At 38.9% G+C, this 15875-nt stretch carries 16 protein-coding genes; 13 read left to right on the top strand and 3 right to left on the bottom strand.

Annotated elements, in window-relative coordinates:
- Nucleotides 1-423 precede the first annotated feature (423 nt).
- The gene (gene nudC / locus HGJ91_RS05245; protein WP_367142574.1) at nt 424-1260 is read left to right on the top strand and encodes an NAD(+) diphosphatase; all 837 of its coding nucleotides are present in this window, start codon (nt 424-426) and stop codon (nt 1258-1260) included.
- A gap of 28 nt (nt 1261-1288) precedes the next feature.
- On the opposite strand, the gene HGJ91_RS05240 is transcribed toward nudC, so the two are convergent.
- Complete coding sequence (locus tag HGJ91_RS05240) at nt 1289-2146, bottom strand: YitT family protein (RefSeq protein ID WP_291346654.1); 858 nt, start codon at nt 2144-2146, stop codon at nt 1289-1291.
- Between the two features lie 192 nt (nt 2147-2338).
- Here HGJ91_RS05240 and HGJ91_RS05235 point away from each other — a divergent pair, with 192 nt between their 5' ends.
- The 7 genes from HGJ91_RS05235 to HGJ91_RS05205 all read left to right on the top strand — a co-directional run bounded on the left by HGJ91_RS05235 (nt 2339) and on the right by HGJ91_RS05205 (nt 8934).
- Nucleotides 2339-4093 carry an FAD-dependent oxidoreductase gene (locus tag HGJ91_RS05235; RefSeq protein WP_291346653.1) on the top strand — a complete coding sequence of 585 codons (1755 nt, stop codon included), beginning with the start codon at nt 2339-2341 and terminating at the stop codon, nt 4091-4093.
- A 12-nt stretch (nt 4094-4105) separates the two neighbouring features.
- Nucleotides 4106-5140 carry an NAD(P)/FAD-dependent oxidoreductase gene (locus tag HGJ91_RS05230; protein WP_291346652.1) on the top strand — a complete coding sequence of 345 codons (1035 nt, stop codon included), beginning with the start codon at nt 4106-4108 and terminating at the stop codon, nt 5138-5140.
- 29 nt (nt 5141-5169) lie between these two features.
- On the top strand, nt 5170-6930 hold the full coding sequence (locus HGJ91_RS05225; protein ID WP_291346651.1) for a 2-oxoacid:acceptor oxidoreductase subunit alpha: 1761 nt from the start codon (nt 5170-5172) through the stop codon (nt 6928-6930).
- Nucleotides 6930-7778, top strand: a complete 849-nt coding sequence (locus HGJ91_RS05220; RefSeq protein ID WP_291346650.1) for a thiamine pyrophosphate-dependent enzyme — start codon at nt 6930-6932, stop codon at nt 7776-7778. Before HGJ91_RS05225 ends, HGJ91_RS05220 begins: the two co-directional genes overlap by 1 nt.
- A gap of 117 nt (nt 7779-7895) precedes the next feature.
- Nucleotides 7896-8138 carry a hypothetical protein gene (locus HGJ91_RS05215; protein WP_291346649.1) on the top strand — a complete coding sequence of 81 codons (243 nt, stop codon included), beginning with the start codon at nt 7896-7898 and terminating at the stop codon, nt 8136-8138.
- Nucleotide 8139: 1 nt separating this feature from the next.
- A complete protein-coding gene (locus HGJ91_RS05210) occupies nt 8140-8319 on the top strand; it encodes a hypothetical protein (RefSeq protein ID WP_291346648.1) in 180 nt (59 codons plus the stop codon).
- A 6-nt stretch (nt 8320-8325) separates the two neighbouring features.
- Entirely contained in the window at nt 8326-8934 is a 609-nt protein-coding gene (locus HGJ91_RS05205) for a DUF3786 domain-containing protein (protein WP_291346647.1), read from the top strand.
- 31 nt (nt 8935-8965) lie between these two features.
- Here the strand turns inward: HGJ91_RS05205 and HGJ91_RS05200 are convergent, their stop codons facing one another.
- The gene (locus HGJ91_RS05200; protein WP_291346646.1) at nt 8966-9823 is read right to left on the bottom strand and encodes a hypothetical protein; all 858 of its coding nucleotides are present in this window, start codon (nt 9821-9823) and stop codon (nt 8966-8968) included.
- 175 nt (nt 9824-9998) lie between these two features.
- Between HGJ91_RS05200 and HGJ91_RS05195 the strand changes: the two genes are divergently transcribed.
- From HGJ91_RS05195 to HGJ91_RS05180, 4 genes are all read left to right on the top strand, one after another.
- Nucleotides 9999-10652 carry a S24 family peptidase gene (locus HGJ91_RS05195; RefSeq protein ID WP_291346645.1) on the top strand — a complete coding sequence of 218 codons (654 nt, stop codon included), beginning with the start codon at nt 9999-10001 and terminating at the stop codon, nt 10650-10652.
- Between the two features lie 67 nt (nt 10653-10719).
- Complete coding sequence (locus tag HGJ91_RS05190; RefSeq protein ID WP_291346644.1) at nt 10720-11001, top strand: hypothetical protein; 282 nt, start codon at nt 10720-10722, stop codon at nt 10999-11001.
- A 189-nt stretch (nt 11002-11190) separates the two neighbouring features.
- A complete protein-coding gene (locus tag HGJ91_RS05185) occupies nt 11191-12825 on the top strand; it encodes a sensor histidine kinase (protein ID WP_291346643.1) in 1635 nt (544 codons plus the stop codon).
- Nucleotides 12826-12835: 10 nt separating this feature from the next.
- A complete protein-coding gene (locus HGJ91_RS05180; RefSeq protein WP_291346642.1) occupies nt 12836-14218 on the top strand; it encodes a sigma-54 dependent transcriptional regulator in 1383 nt (460 codons plus the stop codon).
- A 7-nt stretch (nt 14219-14225) separates the two neighbouring features.
- On the opposite strand, the gene HGJ91_RS05175 is transcribed toward HGJ91_RS05180, so the two are convergent.
- Entirely contained in the window at nt 14226-14594 is a 369-nt protein-coding gene (locus HGJ91_RS05175) for a cupin domain-containing protein (RefSeq protein WP_291346641.1), read from the bottom strand.
- 346 nt (nt 14595-14940) lie between these two features.
- Between HGJ91_RS05175 and cfa the strand changes: the two genes are divergently transcribed.
- The coding region (gene cfa, locus HGJ91_RS05170; RefSeq protein ID WP_291346640.1) for a cyclopropane fatty acyl phospholipid synthase at nt 14941-15875 on the top strand (935 nt) is incomplete at its 3' end.

Here is a 15875-nt window from a genome sequence, read left to right as displayed (position 1 = left end):
TTGAATTGAGAAGATGGAGCAATGAACCATTAGATATAAATACGGGATGCCCTAACAATCAAGAAAAAATATTTGAAGGGTTATGGGAGAGTTTTTTCTTGATTGTTTGTTCCAAAGATGAATTTGTGTGAGATTGTTTGAAATACTCTCACAAAATCACGGCTCAATTATTTTTAAAGGTACCAATATATTTACATCATTTTGGCAAATTTCAGAAAAATATTTTTCAGAGTTTTAACTGCTGTAAAGTGAATCTTGATTAATTTGATTTTGTTATTATTCCATATAGATTAATTTCAAGAATAATATATCCGGTTTGGCATCCGTCATTTTAAATCATTGTATAAACCCTTTCTATGGGGTAATGATGTGACGGGGTATGACAAACGAATAAAAACCGGACTGTTTTGGAAAAATGGCAATATGGCAATGACAGATTTAGAATTCGAAAAAGCAGTTTTACCACCCAAAGCCGGTCAAGAAATGGCCTATTTTTTTATTTTTTGTGACAATTCGATTTTTATTGATGAAAGAGAGGAGTATCAGGTTTCGATTCCTATTTTAAAAATGGATGAAGCGTTAAAATTGAAATTAGAAGATATATGTTTTTTAGGAATGATTGGAGATCGAAGCTGCTATAGTTCCCATGCACCAGCTTTGAACAAGGGAATCAGTTTAAAGCCGATAAATATTAGAGTATTATTTGAGAAAGTTGATTTTCCATTTTGGAAAGTAGCTGGATATGCAAAGCAGATACATGATTGGAATCTAAATTTTAAATATTGTGGCAGATGTGGGCAGAAGACTGAACGAAAAGGGGATGAGCATGTTAGAATTTGTTCTAATTGCAGCCTAATGAGTTATCCACGGATTTCTCCCGCCACAATTATTGCAGTGGTGAAAGAAAATCAAATTTTATTGGCAAGAGGAGTCAATTTCCCCAATAAAAAAATGTTTAGTATTCTGGCTGGATTTGTGGAGCCGGATGAAACATTGGAAGACTGTGTAAAACGGGAAGTATTTGAAGAAACAGGGATTATTGTAAAGAATATCCGTTATTTTAAAAGCCAGTCTTGGCCATTTCCAGACAGCCTCATGATCGGTTTTACAGCAGAATATAAATCCGGTGAAATTGTGATTGATAAAAAAGAAATAGAAGAAGCATCCTGGTTTTCGTCGGACAACCTACCGCTTGTTCCAAACCAATATACCATTGCAAGGGAATTGATCGACTGGTTTGTTGAAAGAAGTGATTCTTAAAACATATGCCATTTATGAATAAAGCTGGTTAGTAGATTTTTCGTCTGGAAAAGCCTTTTCCCAGCACATTAAAGGTGTTTTCTGTAATTAAGAACGCATCCGGATCAATGGCAAATGCAATTTCTTCAATTCTTTTGATCTGGAAGGTATTAACAACCGTCAGGATGATCTCTTTTTCTCTGCCGCTGTATGCTCCTTCTCCTTTTAAGAAGGTTGCGCCTCGATTCAGTTTTTTCATGATCTCATCTGTAATCTGTCTGGGATTATTTGAGATGATAAAGATCATTTTTCTCTGGTTAAACAAGGTCATGAAATATTCAATTACCTGGGAGGTGATAAAACTCATGGCCATGGAATATAAAATTAGATCCGCAGCAAGCGTTCCAAAAGAAAAAAGAAATAAAATAAAATTAAAACCAAAATTATAGGTTCCGATGCGAATACCGAATTTCTGGTTTAAAATGACCGAGATAATATCATTGCCACCCGCAGACCCCAGGGAACGAAAGATAATGCCCGCGCCTGCACCAATGATTGTTCCGCCGGCCAGGACTGCCAGTACCAGATCCTTAAAAGGGATTTCAAACCGGATGAAATCAATGGCAATGGCCAGGATGATGGCACCGTAAAGACTGTAAAATAAAAAGCGCCTGCTGATAAACAGCCATCCGAGAATAAATACGGGAATATTTAAAACAAAATACCAGATGCCCGGTGTGAGAGACTGTGTGTAATAAAAAAGTAAAATCCCTGCACCGGAAAACCCGCCGGTAATCATACCATTGGGTATTACTATGGCTTTAAGTCCGATGCCGATAATAATACTTCCCAGGGTGATTAAGAAAAGATTCCAGGGGATTGAATAGGGTATAGTTTGAAATTTCATGGGTTCTCCTCATTTTTTTGAAAATGATTCTGATAATACAAAATTGATATTAAAGCAAAGTTTTTTTTAAAGCGAATAAAAATAATAAAATTTTAAATTTTGACAGGCAGTAGACAAACCGGTAAACTATTTTTCATTCCATCATTGTCAGGATCGCATTTTTCTTTAATTTTATGAATAGTGAGGGTAACATTGAAAAAAAATGATCTCTATTCCAAAGAAGAAAAACTCTTCCAGGATAAAAATAAGATTTATTCTGCTCAGTCTGTAAAACAGATTGTGTACTCAACCGATGTCAGGGATTTTGGTCAGGTCGCCAAAAGTATTCCCTGCCAGGATGCCTGTCCTGCCAAAACCAATATTCCGGGGTATATCAGGGCGGTTTTCGAAAAAAGACATGGCAGAGCCTATGAATTAAATCGCAGTGCCAATATCCTGCCCGGTGTTTTAGGGCATATCTGTTCAAGACCTTGTGAATCCGCCTGCCGTCATGGAGAACCGGACAATGGGGTGAGTGTTGGTATCTGCCATTTAAAGCGCTCCTGTTCAGACTTAAAGTCTGGCTCGCACAGGATTATTGAAGGGCTTTATGCGCCGACAGAAAAAAAAGTTGCCGTCATCGGCTCCGGCCCGGCTGGATTGGCAGCAGCCCATGACCTTTCCATTTTAGGACATAAAGTTGTGATTTTTGAGGGGTTGGAGAAACCGGGTGGTATGCTGATGTATGGTATACCTGAGTTCAGGTTGCCGCGGGATCTTTTGATGCTTGAGATTAAAAACATCCTCAGATTGGGAATCCAATTGAAAACAAATAAGGCCATTGGCGTTGATATCTCCCTGGATCTGCTTAAGAACGAATATGATGCTGTGGTTGTGGCAACCGGCTGTGTCAGCCCGAGAAAACTTAATATTGCCGGTGAAGATCTTAAAAATATTTACAATGGTCTTGATTTTATGAAAGCGGTTAATGAAGGGCAAAAGCCCCTTGTCGGTGACAAGGTGATCGTGATCGGCGCCGGGTTTACAGCAGTTGACTGTGCAAGATCGGCCATAAGACTCGGCGCTTCGGATGTCAGCATTAATATCCGCAAAACCATTGAATATATGCGGATTGATGAGACTGAAAAATATGAAGCCCAATTTGAAGGGATTAAGACGGTTAGCCTTATCCAGCCATCAAAAATTATCGGAAACGGCAATAAAGTCATTGCGGTTGAATTTCAGCGAACCCGAATGGAAAAAACCGATACGCCGCCATATAGAGTGTCCATTCCCATAGAGAATTCGCAATTTTTAGTTCCGACAGATTCTGTTATCGCAGCACTAGGCCAAACTCCTGATGAGGCTGTCGTATCAAAAGATCTTGACGGATTGGATGGTGTCTTTGCAGCAGGAGATTTTGCGACAGGGTCTTCTGATGTCATTTCAGCCATTGCCGGCGGCAGGAAATCTGCACGGGCCATTGATGAATATTTGATCGGTGAAAAAAGAAAACAGACCGTGGTCAGGCTTGAAAACCATGAAACAACCGACAGACAAAGATCGTATGATTTTATCGGCAAAGTTGAGATGAATACCATTGATATGGAAGAAAGACTTTCCAAGGCAACCAATGAAGTGGAAACAGGGTACAATGATGATCAGGCCCATGAAGAGGCCAAAAGGTGCTATCTGTGTAACCTGGAATACGAGATTGATCCTCTGATCTGTATTTATTGTTCAGCCTGTATTGATGTGGCACCCAAAGATTGTATTAAAATGATTGAAAGTGTTCCCGTCAACTCGGATGGAACCTATGGAATATATGAAGAAACAGACGATTGGAACAACGTCGTATCTATTGCCATTGACAATGCCAGATGTATCCGGTGTGGGCAATGTCTGGCCGTCTGTCCCATGGATTGTATCAGTGTGACAAAAACGGAACTCATAGAAATTGATACTTAGTTTACTGGAGGAATGATGCCTTTCAACGATCATTATGTCATTATAGGAAATGGGCCTGCAGGAAATCATGCAGCCAGAACTTTGCGAAAAAAAGATAAAGATGCCAAAATTACCATCATATCCGACGAGCGCGTTCCTTATTATTATAAACCCAAATTGACAAACTTTATTGCCGATGAGATAGCTAAAGAAGACCTCATGGTTAATTTTTTGAACTCATACAAAGCCAAAGATATCCGGATTCGACTGGGTCAGGAGGTAGAACGAATCGATTCGGAGTCAAAAACGCTCTTTTTACAGCACATGGAAAAAATTAATTATTCAAAGCTCATTATTGCCTCGGGAAGTCGTGCAAGGGTGCTGCCCGCCATGTCCCGGTATGCAAATCATTTAAAATTTGTCACTTCCTATACCGATGTTATGGCGGTTAAGGAAGAGATTCGAAAAGCTAAAGATTTTTTTATTTTTGGTGGTGATCTTGTAGGATTTAAATTTTTAAGACTGTTAAATTCCATGGGTAAAACCGTGACCATTCTGATCTATCCCAATGCATTCTGGCCTTATAATTTAACCGACAACATGCTGGCACAAATAACCGAAAGTCTTTCAAAATTTAAGGTGGATGTCATTGTTAAAGACGATATCTCAATAATTGATGACAAAAACGGATTATACAGGGTAAAAACCCAAAAGGGGATTGAAAAAAATGTTGATATGGTGTTCTCTTTTAACGGATTGATTCCCAATATTGATTTTGCAAAAGGATCGGGTGTTGATATTGATCACGGTATTCTGGTCAATGAGTATTTAAAGACAAACGTGGACAGTATTTATGCCTGTGGATCATGCGCCCAGATTTATAATCCCTCCATAAAAAGTTATACAACATCCATTGGATGGCCCAATGCCGTGGTCCAGGGAGAAGTGGCAGCCTTTAACCTTTTGGGGGATCATAAAATCATAGAATCTGTCGGCAGAAAATATTTTGATCTGGAAGGTGTGAAAATCAAAACCATCTGGTGGGAAGATATTGATGATGAGGTTTAAAATTAATGCTTGAACAAGGATAATGATGAATGAAAGAGTTTAATATAATTATTGAGATTTGCGGTAGCGCAGGTGAGGGGACTATTTCCGCCGGAGAAATACTAAGCCGTTTTATGAGCGGTCAGGGATTTGAGATCATGTCTTTTGATTCGTATCCGGCAGAAATCAGGGGGTTTGGGAAATGTGTAGCCCACACAAGGATCAGTACGAATCGTATTTACTCTCCGGGTAAGCTTGCAGATGTGTTAATTGCGTTAAACGACAAGCATTCCATATCCCAGCTCTCTGCTTTAAAGGAAAACGGACTGTTGATCTATGACAGTCAACCGCCAAGACCCCACAAAGAGGATAAAAGTGTGGTGGGCTGGGCAAAACCCGGTATGATTTCTTATGGTATTCCCTTGAATATGCTGGCGCATAAAGCGGCAGGTAATGCAAGAGGAATGAATATGGTCGCCCTGGGGGCGGTTGCAGCCCTTTTACATGTGGATCAACACGGGTTTACCGATTCTATAAAAGTACGTTATGGAAAAAAGAAACAGATTGTGATTGACTCCAATGTGAATTCTTTTCTGGAAGGATATAACTGGACAGAGAAGAATATTAAAAAGATTGATCCCCACTCTTTTAAAGGCATGACCCCGTCCAAACAGAAAGAAAAACTTATTATCAACGGCAATCAACTGGTGGCACAGGCGGCGTTGGTTGCCAATCTCTCATTTTATGCAGGATACCCCATAACCCCGGCGACAAAAATTATGGAAATATTGAGCAGGGAATTGCCAAAGCATGGGGGAGTCTTGTTGCAGACAGAAGATGAAATATCAGCCATTGGTGCTGTCATTGGTGCCGGGTTTGGCGGAAAACGCGCCATGACAGCAACATCCGGCCCAGGATTTGCCCTGATGACAGAGTTCACAGGGTTGTCGGTCATGGCAGAAGTGCCGGCAGTGATTATTGACTCACAAAGGGCTGGTCCTTCCACGGGAATGCCGACCAAGACAGAGCAGAGTGATTTTAACAGTGCAGTATCAGGAGGGACGGGAGACTGCCCGAGAATTGTCCTTGCACCCACTGATACAAAGTCCTGCTATGAGGCGACGATTCTGGCCCTTTATCTTGCTGAAAAATATCAGACGCTTGTGGTGGTGCTGCTTGATTTTTTTCTGTCCAACAGTATCAGGAATATTAATATCCCGGAAAAGCCGTCTTCAAAATATCTTGATGCCAATATTGCACCGGATAAAAATGATCTTAAAGATTACCAGAGATATAAGATCACAAAAAATGGTGTTTCACCACGGGCCATTCCCGGAACACCCGGCGGCATGTTCTTTTCAACCGGGCTGGAACATGATGTATATGGCAGACCAAATTACAGCGAAGCCGGTCATCTGGAAATGACCCAAAAGCGGTTTGCCAAATTCAACACGGTTCTTTCAGAAGCACCTGCGCCTGAAATATCGGCAATAGACAGGGATGAATTTGATATAGGTATCATCTCCTGGGGGTCATCTGCAGGGGCAGCTCACGAGACGGTCATGTCGGCTCAAAAGGAAGGGATCAATGCTTCCTCTTTCAGCTCCATGATGGTATCGCCTTTTCCTGAAAAAGCGTTGATTGAGTTTGCAGATAAATGTAAAAAAATTCTTATTCCGGAACTGAACTTTTCAGGACAGTTTGCCAGTTTTGCAACCCAAATTTTAAAAAGACCTGTTGAAAGGCTCAATTTTATCACCGGCCGCCCTATGGCCTCAGAGGATATTCTTCAAAAGATGAGGGACATGTAATGGAAACTATCAGATCAGCATATTTGGATGAAAAATTAGAGATAGTCAAAAATATTGATTTTTTAAAATACCGGTCGGCAGATCTTCCTACCTGGTGTCCCGGCTGTGGCTATTTTGGAATTGTCGATGCCTTTTACAAGGCCTGCAGGGAACTGGATTTAAAGCATGAAAATATGGTAACCGTCAGTGGTATCGGCTGCTCCGGCCGGACTCCGATTTTTATCAATTCTTACGGCTTTCATACCCTTCATGGACGGTCCATCCCTGTAGCATCAGGATTAAAACTTGCCAGAGAAGATCTGACCGTGTTTGCTGTTGCAGGAGATGGGGATGCCTTGGGTATCGGGGGTGGACATCTGCCCCATGTGGCAAGAAAAAACATTAATATCACTTTTCTGCTGTTTGATAATTCCATTTACGGGCTGACAAAAGGCCAGTCTTCTTCAACAACGCCCTATGAAATGAAAACCAATTCTCATCCGGCGGGAAATCCGGATACCCCGTTGAATCCTATTAAGCTTGCACTCTCCTATGGCGCATCGTTTGTGGCAAGAGGGTATGCAGGTGATCCCCAAGGGTTAAAACAAATCATCAAAGAGGCAACACTGCATCAAGGGTTCAGTTTTATCCAGATTTTGACCCCATGTGTAACGTTTGATAAGGAAAACAAAACCTGGAAGAACCTTAAAGAGAAGGTATATGATTTAAATCTGCGCAAAGAAGAAAAAAACATGGAGACGGCTATGCGGATGGCTGAAAATGAGCCCTATGGTGTTGGAATTTTTTTCCAGGACAGGCAAAGGCCCCATTACCAGGAAATTTTGCGGAACCTGAATAAAACAGATTGAGAGCGGCAGATCTATTGTCTTAAAACTTTTTATTTTTCTTGATTTAGATCAATTCATCCTTGCTGTTTTTATGCTAATTTTTAATAAAACAAATGGAAAAAACAGGAGGAATCAATCATGCATGACGGATGTTCCGGTGCTTATGAATCAGGAAAACAGATCGTTGATAAAATCAGAATGATGGGCTTTAATAAAAGTCCGTTGGCCGTTTCTCTTGAAATAGACTGCACTAATTGTGATACGGTTTTTCAAATGGAACATATGGAGTCTCAATGTCCTTCCTGCGAAATGGTATATGGGGTTACCCCCTGTCATTCCCATACCGCTGAATTTGTCAAGGCAGCAGGAGTGAAATACTGAGATGCAGGATAACATTGATGACATAAAAAAAAGAATGGAGGCACTTGAAATTTTGATCAGGGAGACCAAGGCCCGCCTTCCGGCGCACTCCACCAAGCCCCCGGTCATGATGGAGCTTCTTGACTATGAAGATGAATATGAGGCATTACAGGAAAAATTCAATAAATTAAAAAACAAGTGATTTGATATGGAAGATTCAAAGATATTTGATAAGACATATAATGAATACCTGTCACAACTAAGGGATTTTGATTTTCTTAAAAAGGTCGGGATACTGGGTATTCAAAAGCGTAATAAATCATTTATGTTTGAATTTTTTAACCGTCAGATTGTATTTAACCGGAACGAATTTACGGACCTTTCAGGTGAGGAGCTTACCTTTGCGATCAAGGTGATTCTTTGCAAATATTTGTTAATGTGCCCGGAAAAAATATCTGAAAGCTCAAACAGACTGGTTACATTCAGGGAGTTTGCAAACGCAGGTCCGTTATTTTCAAGTTTTACCGCAAATACAAATAAAATCATTGAAACCACTTTTTCAGGGCATCTTGAAATGCTTAAAACACGATGCCTGAAATTGGGTGGGACTATAATGGAAACAGAGTCCTATTATCTGAGTATTAGATTCCGGGCACTTCCCAGGATTCCGATTATTTTTAATTTTAATGACAGGGATGAACTTTTGCCTGCAAAAGTAGGATTCCTTTACCATGACAATGCAGAAATTTATCTTGATCTGGAGTGTTTGACCATTACCTGTACCTATCTTACAGGCCTACTGATTCAAAGTGAATAAAATTAGATAAACTCATTTGAATTAGTGCGCTTTATAAATTTTTGTAGAACTTTTTTTCAAGAGCCTTTACTCTCTTTTTTCTCTCTGGTGATAAAAAAATTCGATAAAGCGGGTCATCCGTATGGATATCTTTTTGAAGAATTTCCCGTTCAAGGATAGACAGAACTTCGACTGATATATCACAGGAAGGATATCCTTTGTCATCGATAAGGATTGAATCGTCAAGTTCAATTTTAACAATATTGTTGATGTCAACCAGTTTTAGAGCCCCGCCAGGGGTTAATATCAGATTACCGATACCTGCAAGGTCAGGAATATATCCCATATCGGTGATCATATGCCGGGTTCTTTTAACGAATTCTGCTATATTCTTCTGAGCCTTTCGAACCAATGACTGAAGCTGAGGACCCTCTTGTATATTGAATTTGAACAAATTCCGCAAGTAGGTTTCACCGAATAATCTCCAAGGGTCAAGCATTTCTCCTTCAACATATTCCTGAAGACCACACAGGACAATTTGGTTTGTTCCTGTTCCTGTATAGTCAACAATAAATTCATCAGATTCTGCAATAAATTCCGGCCCCAAAAATTTTAACAACAGGCGATATTTTTTTATTTCGTGAAAAATTTCTTCTTTGCCCTTAAACTTGTTTCTCAGTATTCTGAACATTTTTTTCGGTTTGGCCCTGGGAAACAGTTGTATGCCATCCATGTCCACACCTTGAGTTTCTTTTAGAACGTCTTCGGCCGTGAGAATTTCAAAAATGTGAGACCTTAAGCCCGATCGGTAATGTTTCCGGAAGATATAGCGGTCTGAATTGCTTACAAAGTTCAGTTTCTGCACCGCATTTCCGGATAGATAGGCCTGATCTCTTATGTCATTTGTCATGGTCATTATAAATTTTTATAAGTTATCTTATTAATTTACAAATTTCCTTGGAAAAAATAGTATACAGTAACTCAGACAAAGATTGGGGAAAAAAATAAAAAAAAGTGTTGCAATTTTTCATCATATGTGAAAAAAAGGAAATAATCTAAACCGAATGGACAAATGAAAGGATCATATGGCTCAGAATAAAATAGATGCATTAATGAGGAGAATTCTTGATGCTACAGGTATCAGTTCCCAGGCAGAGCTTGCAAAAGAGCTCGAAATCAACAGGTCTGGAATAACGCATGCAAGAAACAATAATAAGATCCCGGATAAATGGATTGTCAAGCTGTATAGGAAATTCGGTTTCAATCCTCAATGGATTGAGACCGGCATTGGAAACGTGTTTATTCCTACACAATCAGGCAGTGACGTCGAATTTAAATATATTCCCAAAGTGGCGGCAAGACTGTCTGCAGGCACCGGGTCTTTTGAGTGTGAAGAAAATGTAACCGATTATCTCTCTTTTCAAACAAAGTGGCTGGCTGGTAAGGGCTCTGCCAACCATATGGTTGCCATGGAAGTTTTCGGGCAGAGTATGGAACCGGTGATAAAAGAGGGTGATACCGTTCTGATTGATCAGTCTCAAAAAAATATACTTGCCGGAGCCATATATGCCGTGGGCGTGGAAGACACGATTTTAATAAAAAGATTGGAAAAACATCCCAACAAGCTGGTCCTTTGCAGTGATAACAAGAACTATGATCCCATTTATCTTAAAAGAGAAGAGACGGATAAGGTAAGAATTATCGGCAAGATCATCTGGAGTTGCCGAGAATACCGGTAAATTTTTTTGAGTATGATGTTTAGTTTTTTCAACAAATAGTGAAATATTTAAAATAAGGAGAATGTAAATGCAACAAATTCAAAAAATAATATATGAAAAATGGTTCATTTGGGTTACCGGAACTGCCTGGATTACAGGGTTGCTTATTGCTGGCAGTGACAGTCCATATATGCCTTGGCTTAATGGCATGGGGCTGCTTTTATTTTTTGGTTCGGGCATCATACTTGGAAAGCTTCTTAAATCATCGCATTCAACTGCCGGTATCGTGATATATCCTAAATTTTATCAAAAAACTGATGCCAAGGCAGTAATCGGTGAAATTGGCGGTTTTCGTTCAAACACTATTTAAGAAAAGACATCAAATCAACAGACTTGATCTTTAAACAAAGGATCAATGTATCACAGCTCTTCTATAATTAGATCCGGAAATTTTTTTATACAAATCTAAAAATAATTTTTGGTTTTTTCTTGTCATTAAGGTAAAAAACAAATAATCAAGTGGATAATATTTAATGTTTTTAACCCGTAAGGATTTTTTGTGGAGAAAGACTTAAAAATTAAAAAAATTGAACGCCTCAATCTTGTTCTGAGAACCATCAGGGATGTTGGAAGACTGCTGATCAGTGAAAATGATCGAGAAAAATTAATTAAAGGCATTTGTAATATTCTGGTTGAAAAAAGAGGATATTATAATGCCTGGATCGGGTTGTTCGGGTATGATAAAAACATTGAGTTTATAGCAGATTCCGGGATTGGTTCTCAACTTGAGAATATTAAAAAAAATATTAAAAATCAACAGTTTCCCCATTGCATTGAGCATACACTCTTTTCAGAAAAGGTTTTTTTTGTCAACGATCCTGTAAAGGAATGCACCCAGTGTATCCTCTCAAAAAATTACGCCAACAGAGGCGCTTTGGCTGTCCGGCTGGAGTACGAGGAGAAAAATTATGGATTTATGGTCGTGTCCATACCCAAAGAGCTTGCCTCCGATGACACTGAAAAAAATATCATAAAAGAAATTTCAAATGATATTGCCTTTAGCCTGTACCGTCTTGATTTGGAAGAAAAAAGAAAACTCACCGAAGAAGACCTGAAACAAAGCAGAATACGATTTAAAACCCTGATAGAGAACTCGTTGAATAGTATTTCTATTATACAGAACAATAAAGTTGTATATAAAAATCATGGGCTTAGAAAAATTCATGGTTTGACAAACGAAGTGTTAGACCCTCCTGAGTTTTTAGACGTATATTCAGAAGATCGAGCCCGTATAAAACAGCTTTACACCCAATTGTTATCTAATAAAATCAGTCATATTGAAACAGATTTCAGATACGGCTCTATTGGGAAAGATAAGGCAGACCAGAAAATCCGATGGGCACTTCTAAGTGCGACCAAAATTGATTATCTGGGGATTGAATCCGTCTTAACCAATATCCTTGATATCACGGATTCAAAAGAAGTGGAAAATTTTTTAAGAATACAAGACAAAATGACTTCCCTTGGGAGGGTAACCGCCGGCATTGCCCATGAAATAAGAAACCCGTTATCTGGAATATATATCTATTTAAAAGCGTTGAAAAAAATCTACAATCAAATGGGGGATATTACTAAAGTCGTATCGATTATTGATAAAATTGAGCTTGCTTCATATAAGATTGAATCCATTATCAAGCGTGTAATGGATTTTTCAAAACCGAGCCAGCCCCAATTTAGCATGACCGATTTGAATAATTATATTGATGAAGTTACAAAGCTGACATCGGTTACATTAAGGAAAAGCGGGATTCGGTTTGACAAATATCTTGATCCGAATATTCCAAAATGCTTTGCAGAGCCACATTTAATAGAGCAGGTCATATTAAACTTGATAACCAATGCAGCCGAAGCTATGAAAGAGTTTCAGGGTGAAAAATTAATCGTTCTGAAAACCTTTAAAAAAGACAATCATGTTGTGATCAGTGTTAAGGATACAGGCCCTGGCATTCCATTATCAAAGCAATCAAAAATCTTTGATCCCTTCTATACAACCAAATACAATAGTTCCGGTATTGGATTGAGTATTTGTCAGCGTATTATTTTAGACCATGGCGGATCATTGAGGTTTCATACATCAGAAAATGGGGGGGCAAAGTTCATCATTGAGCTGCCTTTAAAAAACAAAGAGGCGTAATCAGGTTATTATGATAAAGTATTCCATTGCCATTGTCGACGATGAAGAGATCATCAGGGATGCCCTTGATATAACACTTTCCAATGAATTTGATGTAAGTCTTTTTGAAAATGCGGAATCATTTTTAACTTCTATTGAGAACAGAACACCGGATCTGGTTTTAATGGATATTGGTCTTCCCATGATGAACGGTATAGAGGCCCTTCGAATCGTAAAAGAAAAAACCAATGACATACCCGTCATTATGGTCACTGCCTATGAAGATATCAGCATGGTGATCCAATCCATGAAAATCGGAGCCTTTGATTTTATTTTAAAACCCATTAATCCGGATATCCTGGAACTTACCATTAAAAAAGCGGTTTCATCAATTGCACTTATCAAAGAGGTAAAGATTCTCCAGGAAAAGTTTCTTCAGGATAACCAACCCTGTTTTATCGGGGAAAGCAAGAATATTCAAAATGTAATGGATTTCATTAATATGGTCTCAAAAAGTCCAGATACGCCGATTATGATTCTGGGAGAAACCGGCACGGGAAAAGAACTTATTGCAAAGGCTATCCATGCCAGAAGCCCTGTCTTTCAAGGGCCATTTATCCCCGTCAACTGTTCAGCATTTCCAGAAGATCTTATTGAATCAGAGCTGTTTGGGTATGAACCCGGTGCGTTTACCGGTGCAAAAAAACAGGGGAAGAAAGGCTTTATAGAAGAGGCAGATACCGGCACACTTTTTTTTGATGAAGTCGCGGATTTGAGCCTGGCAGGCCAGGCAAAGCTTTTGCGATTTTTAGAGACTGGTGAATTCTATAAGGTCGGTGGAACAAAAAAATACCATGTCCAGACCCGGGTTGTTTCTGCAACCAATAAAAAAATTGAAGCGCTTGTTAAAAAGGAAAAATTCAGAAAAGATTTATATTTCAGGTTGTGTGTGGTCAAGGCTGAAATCCCCTCCCTAAATGAGAGAAAAGAGGATATCATGCCCCTTGGCAGACATTTTTTACATGAATTTAATCAAAAATTTTCAAAAACCTTAAAAGGATTTTCACAAGAGGCTGAAGAATATCTTTTATCATATGAGTTTACAGGCAATGTCAGGGAATTAAAAAATATGATCGAACGGGCGGTACTCATCGCAAAAACCGACAGGCTTGAATTGGACGGGTTAAAGGGTTCATCAAGTTCGTTGAAGGATAAAGGCAAATCTAAACCCAAGCAACGTCAGAATCTCGGTTCTGAAGGAATTGATCTTGCCAAATTACTTGAAAGTACTGAAAAAAAGTTCATGGAGCAAGCCCTGGCACTCTCAAAAGGCAATGAAAGCAAAGCTGCAAGATTGTTAAATATGAACCACCACACCTTTAGATACCGATGGAAAAAAATATCAAATAAGTAATCCTTGATTACATGCCACTGATGCCGACAGCCTGTTTCACCACGGTTAAAAGCATTTTAAACTGAGAGCAGGCAGTTACGGAATGGGGTACATTTGCCGGCATGACCACCACCTGTCCGTTGGTTGCTTTGATTTTTTTGCCATCAATGTTGATAAGGGCTTCACCATCCAGAACCTGAATCATTGCATCGCCGGGGGAAGTGTGGGCACTGATTTCTTCATCCTTATCAAAAGCAAACAGAGTGATGTTGACGTGGGATTTGCTCGAAAGGGTTCTACAGACAACTCTTCCTTCTTCATAATCAACAAGATTAATAATATCTACAGGTGTGGAAAAAGGGATATTTTTAATTAACCGGGCAGCTTTATCTGTCATGATTATTTCCTTTTAAAATTTAAGGATTAATTGTTTTGTTTTCATTTCCGTTGAATATAATCATGATTGGGTAATCTTGCAAATTTTTGATTTTCAGCCTCCGGCCGGATATAGACGGACAACTCTATTGTTTTATATTTTCAAAATAGTTGTTGAATATTTCTTTACTGATATAATAAATATTGTTATTTATTATATTGAACGATCATGTTGTTTGAGGCCTGAAATTATTCGATTTTACATGATATTCAGCGCTATAAAATAATGAGTTCGTTGATTCGTTTCGCAGCATTTACAGTACAGATTTGGGGAATTCATTAATTCTATTATAATAAAGGATAATCATATGAAGGAGTCAAAAGTAAAAAAAGCGGTACAAAAAATTTTTGATCCTATAGATATTCAGATTAATGGGAATAGACCCTGGGATATCCGGATAAATAACCCTGATTTTTATGAAAGGGTCTTGACAGGAGGCTCTCTTGCTCTTGGGGAAAGTTATATGGATGGCTGGTGGGATTGTGACGCCCTTGATCAATTTTTTGAAAGAATTTTAGAATATCGGTTAGATAAGAAAGTAAAAATAAATTTTATACTATCCTTGTGGATGATGCTCAAAACAAAGGTAATAAATGCTCAAAACAGATCAAAAGCTTATGTGATTGGTAAGCGGCATTATGACATCGGCAACACTCTTTTTTCTATTATGCTGGATAAAGGGATAAATTATTCTTGCGGTTATTGGAAAAAAGTAAAAACACTCGATGACGCACAGGAAGCCAAATTAGACTTAATTTGCAGGAAAATGGGGTTAAGTCCCGGGATGAAGGTTTTAGATATCGGGTGTGGCTGGGGTGGTTTTGCAAAACATGCTGCTACAAAATATGGCGCAAGTGTGCATGGCATAACAGTATCCCGGGAGCAGGAGAAGTTTGCAAAAAAAAATTGTCAGGGACTTGATGTTAAAATCGAGATGAAGGATTATCGGGACTTAAAAGAAAAATTTGATCGTATTATTTCGATAGGCATGTTCGAACATGTGGGGTGCAGAAACTACAGGATTTACATGGAAGTTGTCCATCGATGTTTAAAAGCGGACGGCCTTTTTTTACTGCATACGATAGCGGGCAACACTTCTGTGAATTTAACCGATCCGTGGATTAATAAGTATATTTTTCCTAATTCAATGCTGCCGTCAGCAAAACAGATCGCTGCGGCAGCTGAGGGATTGTTTGTGCTCGAGGACTGGCATGGTTTTGGGCAGTATTATGATAAAACTTT

The organism is Desulfobacula sp., from assembly GCF_014237455.1.
In the GTDB taxonomy this organism is placed as follows: Bacteria; Desulfobacterota; Desulfobacteria; order Desulfobacterales; family Desulfobacteraceae; genus Desulfobacula.
Note: the sequence above shows the minus strand (reverse complement) of the source record. Positions and strands in the feature narration are given on the sequence as shown.

What these genes read in the sequence shown, in the direction of transcription:
- nudC (WP_367142574.1), top strand. Translation starts at nt 424, where the DNA reads ATGGCAATGACAGATTTAGAATTCGAAAAAGCAGTTTTACCACCCAAA.
- HGJ91_RS05215 (WP_291346649.1), top strand. Translation starts at nt 7,896, where the DNA reads ATGCATGACGGATGTTCCGGTGCTTATGAATCAGGAAAACAGATCGTT.
- HGJ91_RS05210 (WP_291346648.1), top strand. Translation starts at nt 8,140, where the DNA reads ATGCAGGATAACATTGATGACATAAAAAAAAGAATGGAGGCACTTGAA.
- HGJ91_RS05220 (WP_291346650.1), top strand. Translation starts at nt 6,930, where the DNA reads ATGGAAACTATCAGATCAGCATATTTGGATGAAAAATTAGAGATAGTC.
- HGJ91_RS05205 (WP_291346647.1), top strand. Translation starts at nt 8,326, where the DNA reads ATGGAAGATTCAAAGATATTTGATAAGACATATAATGAATACCTGTCA.
- HGJ91_RS05225 (WP_291346651.1), top strand. Translation starts at nt 5,170, where the DNA reads ATGAAAGAGTTTAATATAATTATTGAGATTTGCGGTAGCGCAGGTGAG.
- HGJ91_RS05190 (WP_291346644.1), top strand. Translation starts at nt 10,720, where the DNA reads ATGCAACAAATTCAAAAAATAATATATGAAAAATGGTTCATTTGGGTT.
- HGJ91_RS05175 (WP_291346641.1), bottom strand. Translation starts at nt 14,594, where the DNA reads ATGACAGATAAAGCTGCCCGGTTAATTAAAAATATCCCTTTTTCCACA.
- HGJ91_RS05180 (WP_291346642.1), top strand. Translation starts at nt 12,836, where the DNA reads ATGATAAAGTATTCCATTGCCATTGTCGACGATGAAGAGATCATCAGG.
- HGJ91_RS05200 (WP_291346646.1), bottom strand. Translation starts at nt 9,823, where the DNA reads ATGACAAATGACATAAGAGATCAGGCCTATCTATCCGGAAATGCGGTG.
- HGJ91_RS05230 (WP_291346652.1), top strand. Translation starts at nt 4,106, where the DNA reads ATGATGCCTTTCAACGATCATTATGTCATTATAGGAAATGGGCCTGCA.
- HGJ91_RS05240 (WP_291346654.1), bottom strand. Translation starts at nt 2,146, where the DNA reads ATGAAATTTCAAACTATACCCTATTCAATCCCCTGGAATCTTTTCTTA.
- HGJ91_RS05195 (WP_291346645.1), top strand. Translation starts at nt 9,999, where the DNA reads ATGGCTCAGAATAAAATAGATGCATTAATGAGGAGAATTCTTGATGCT.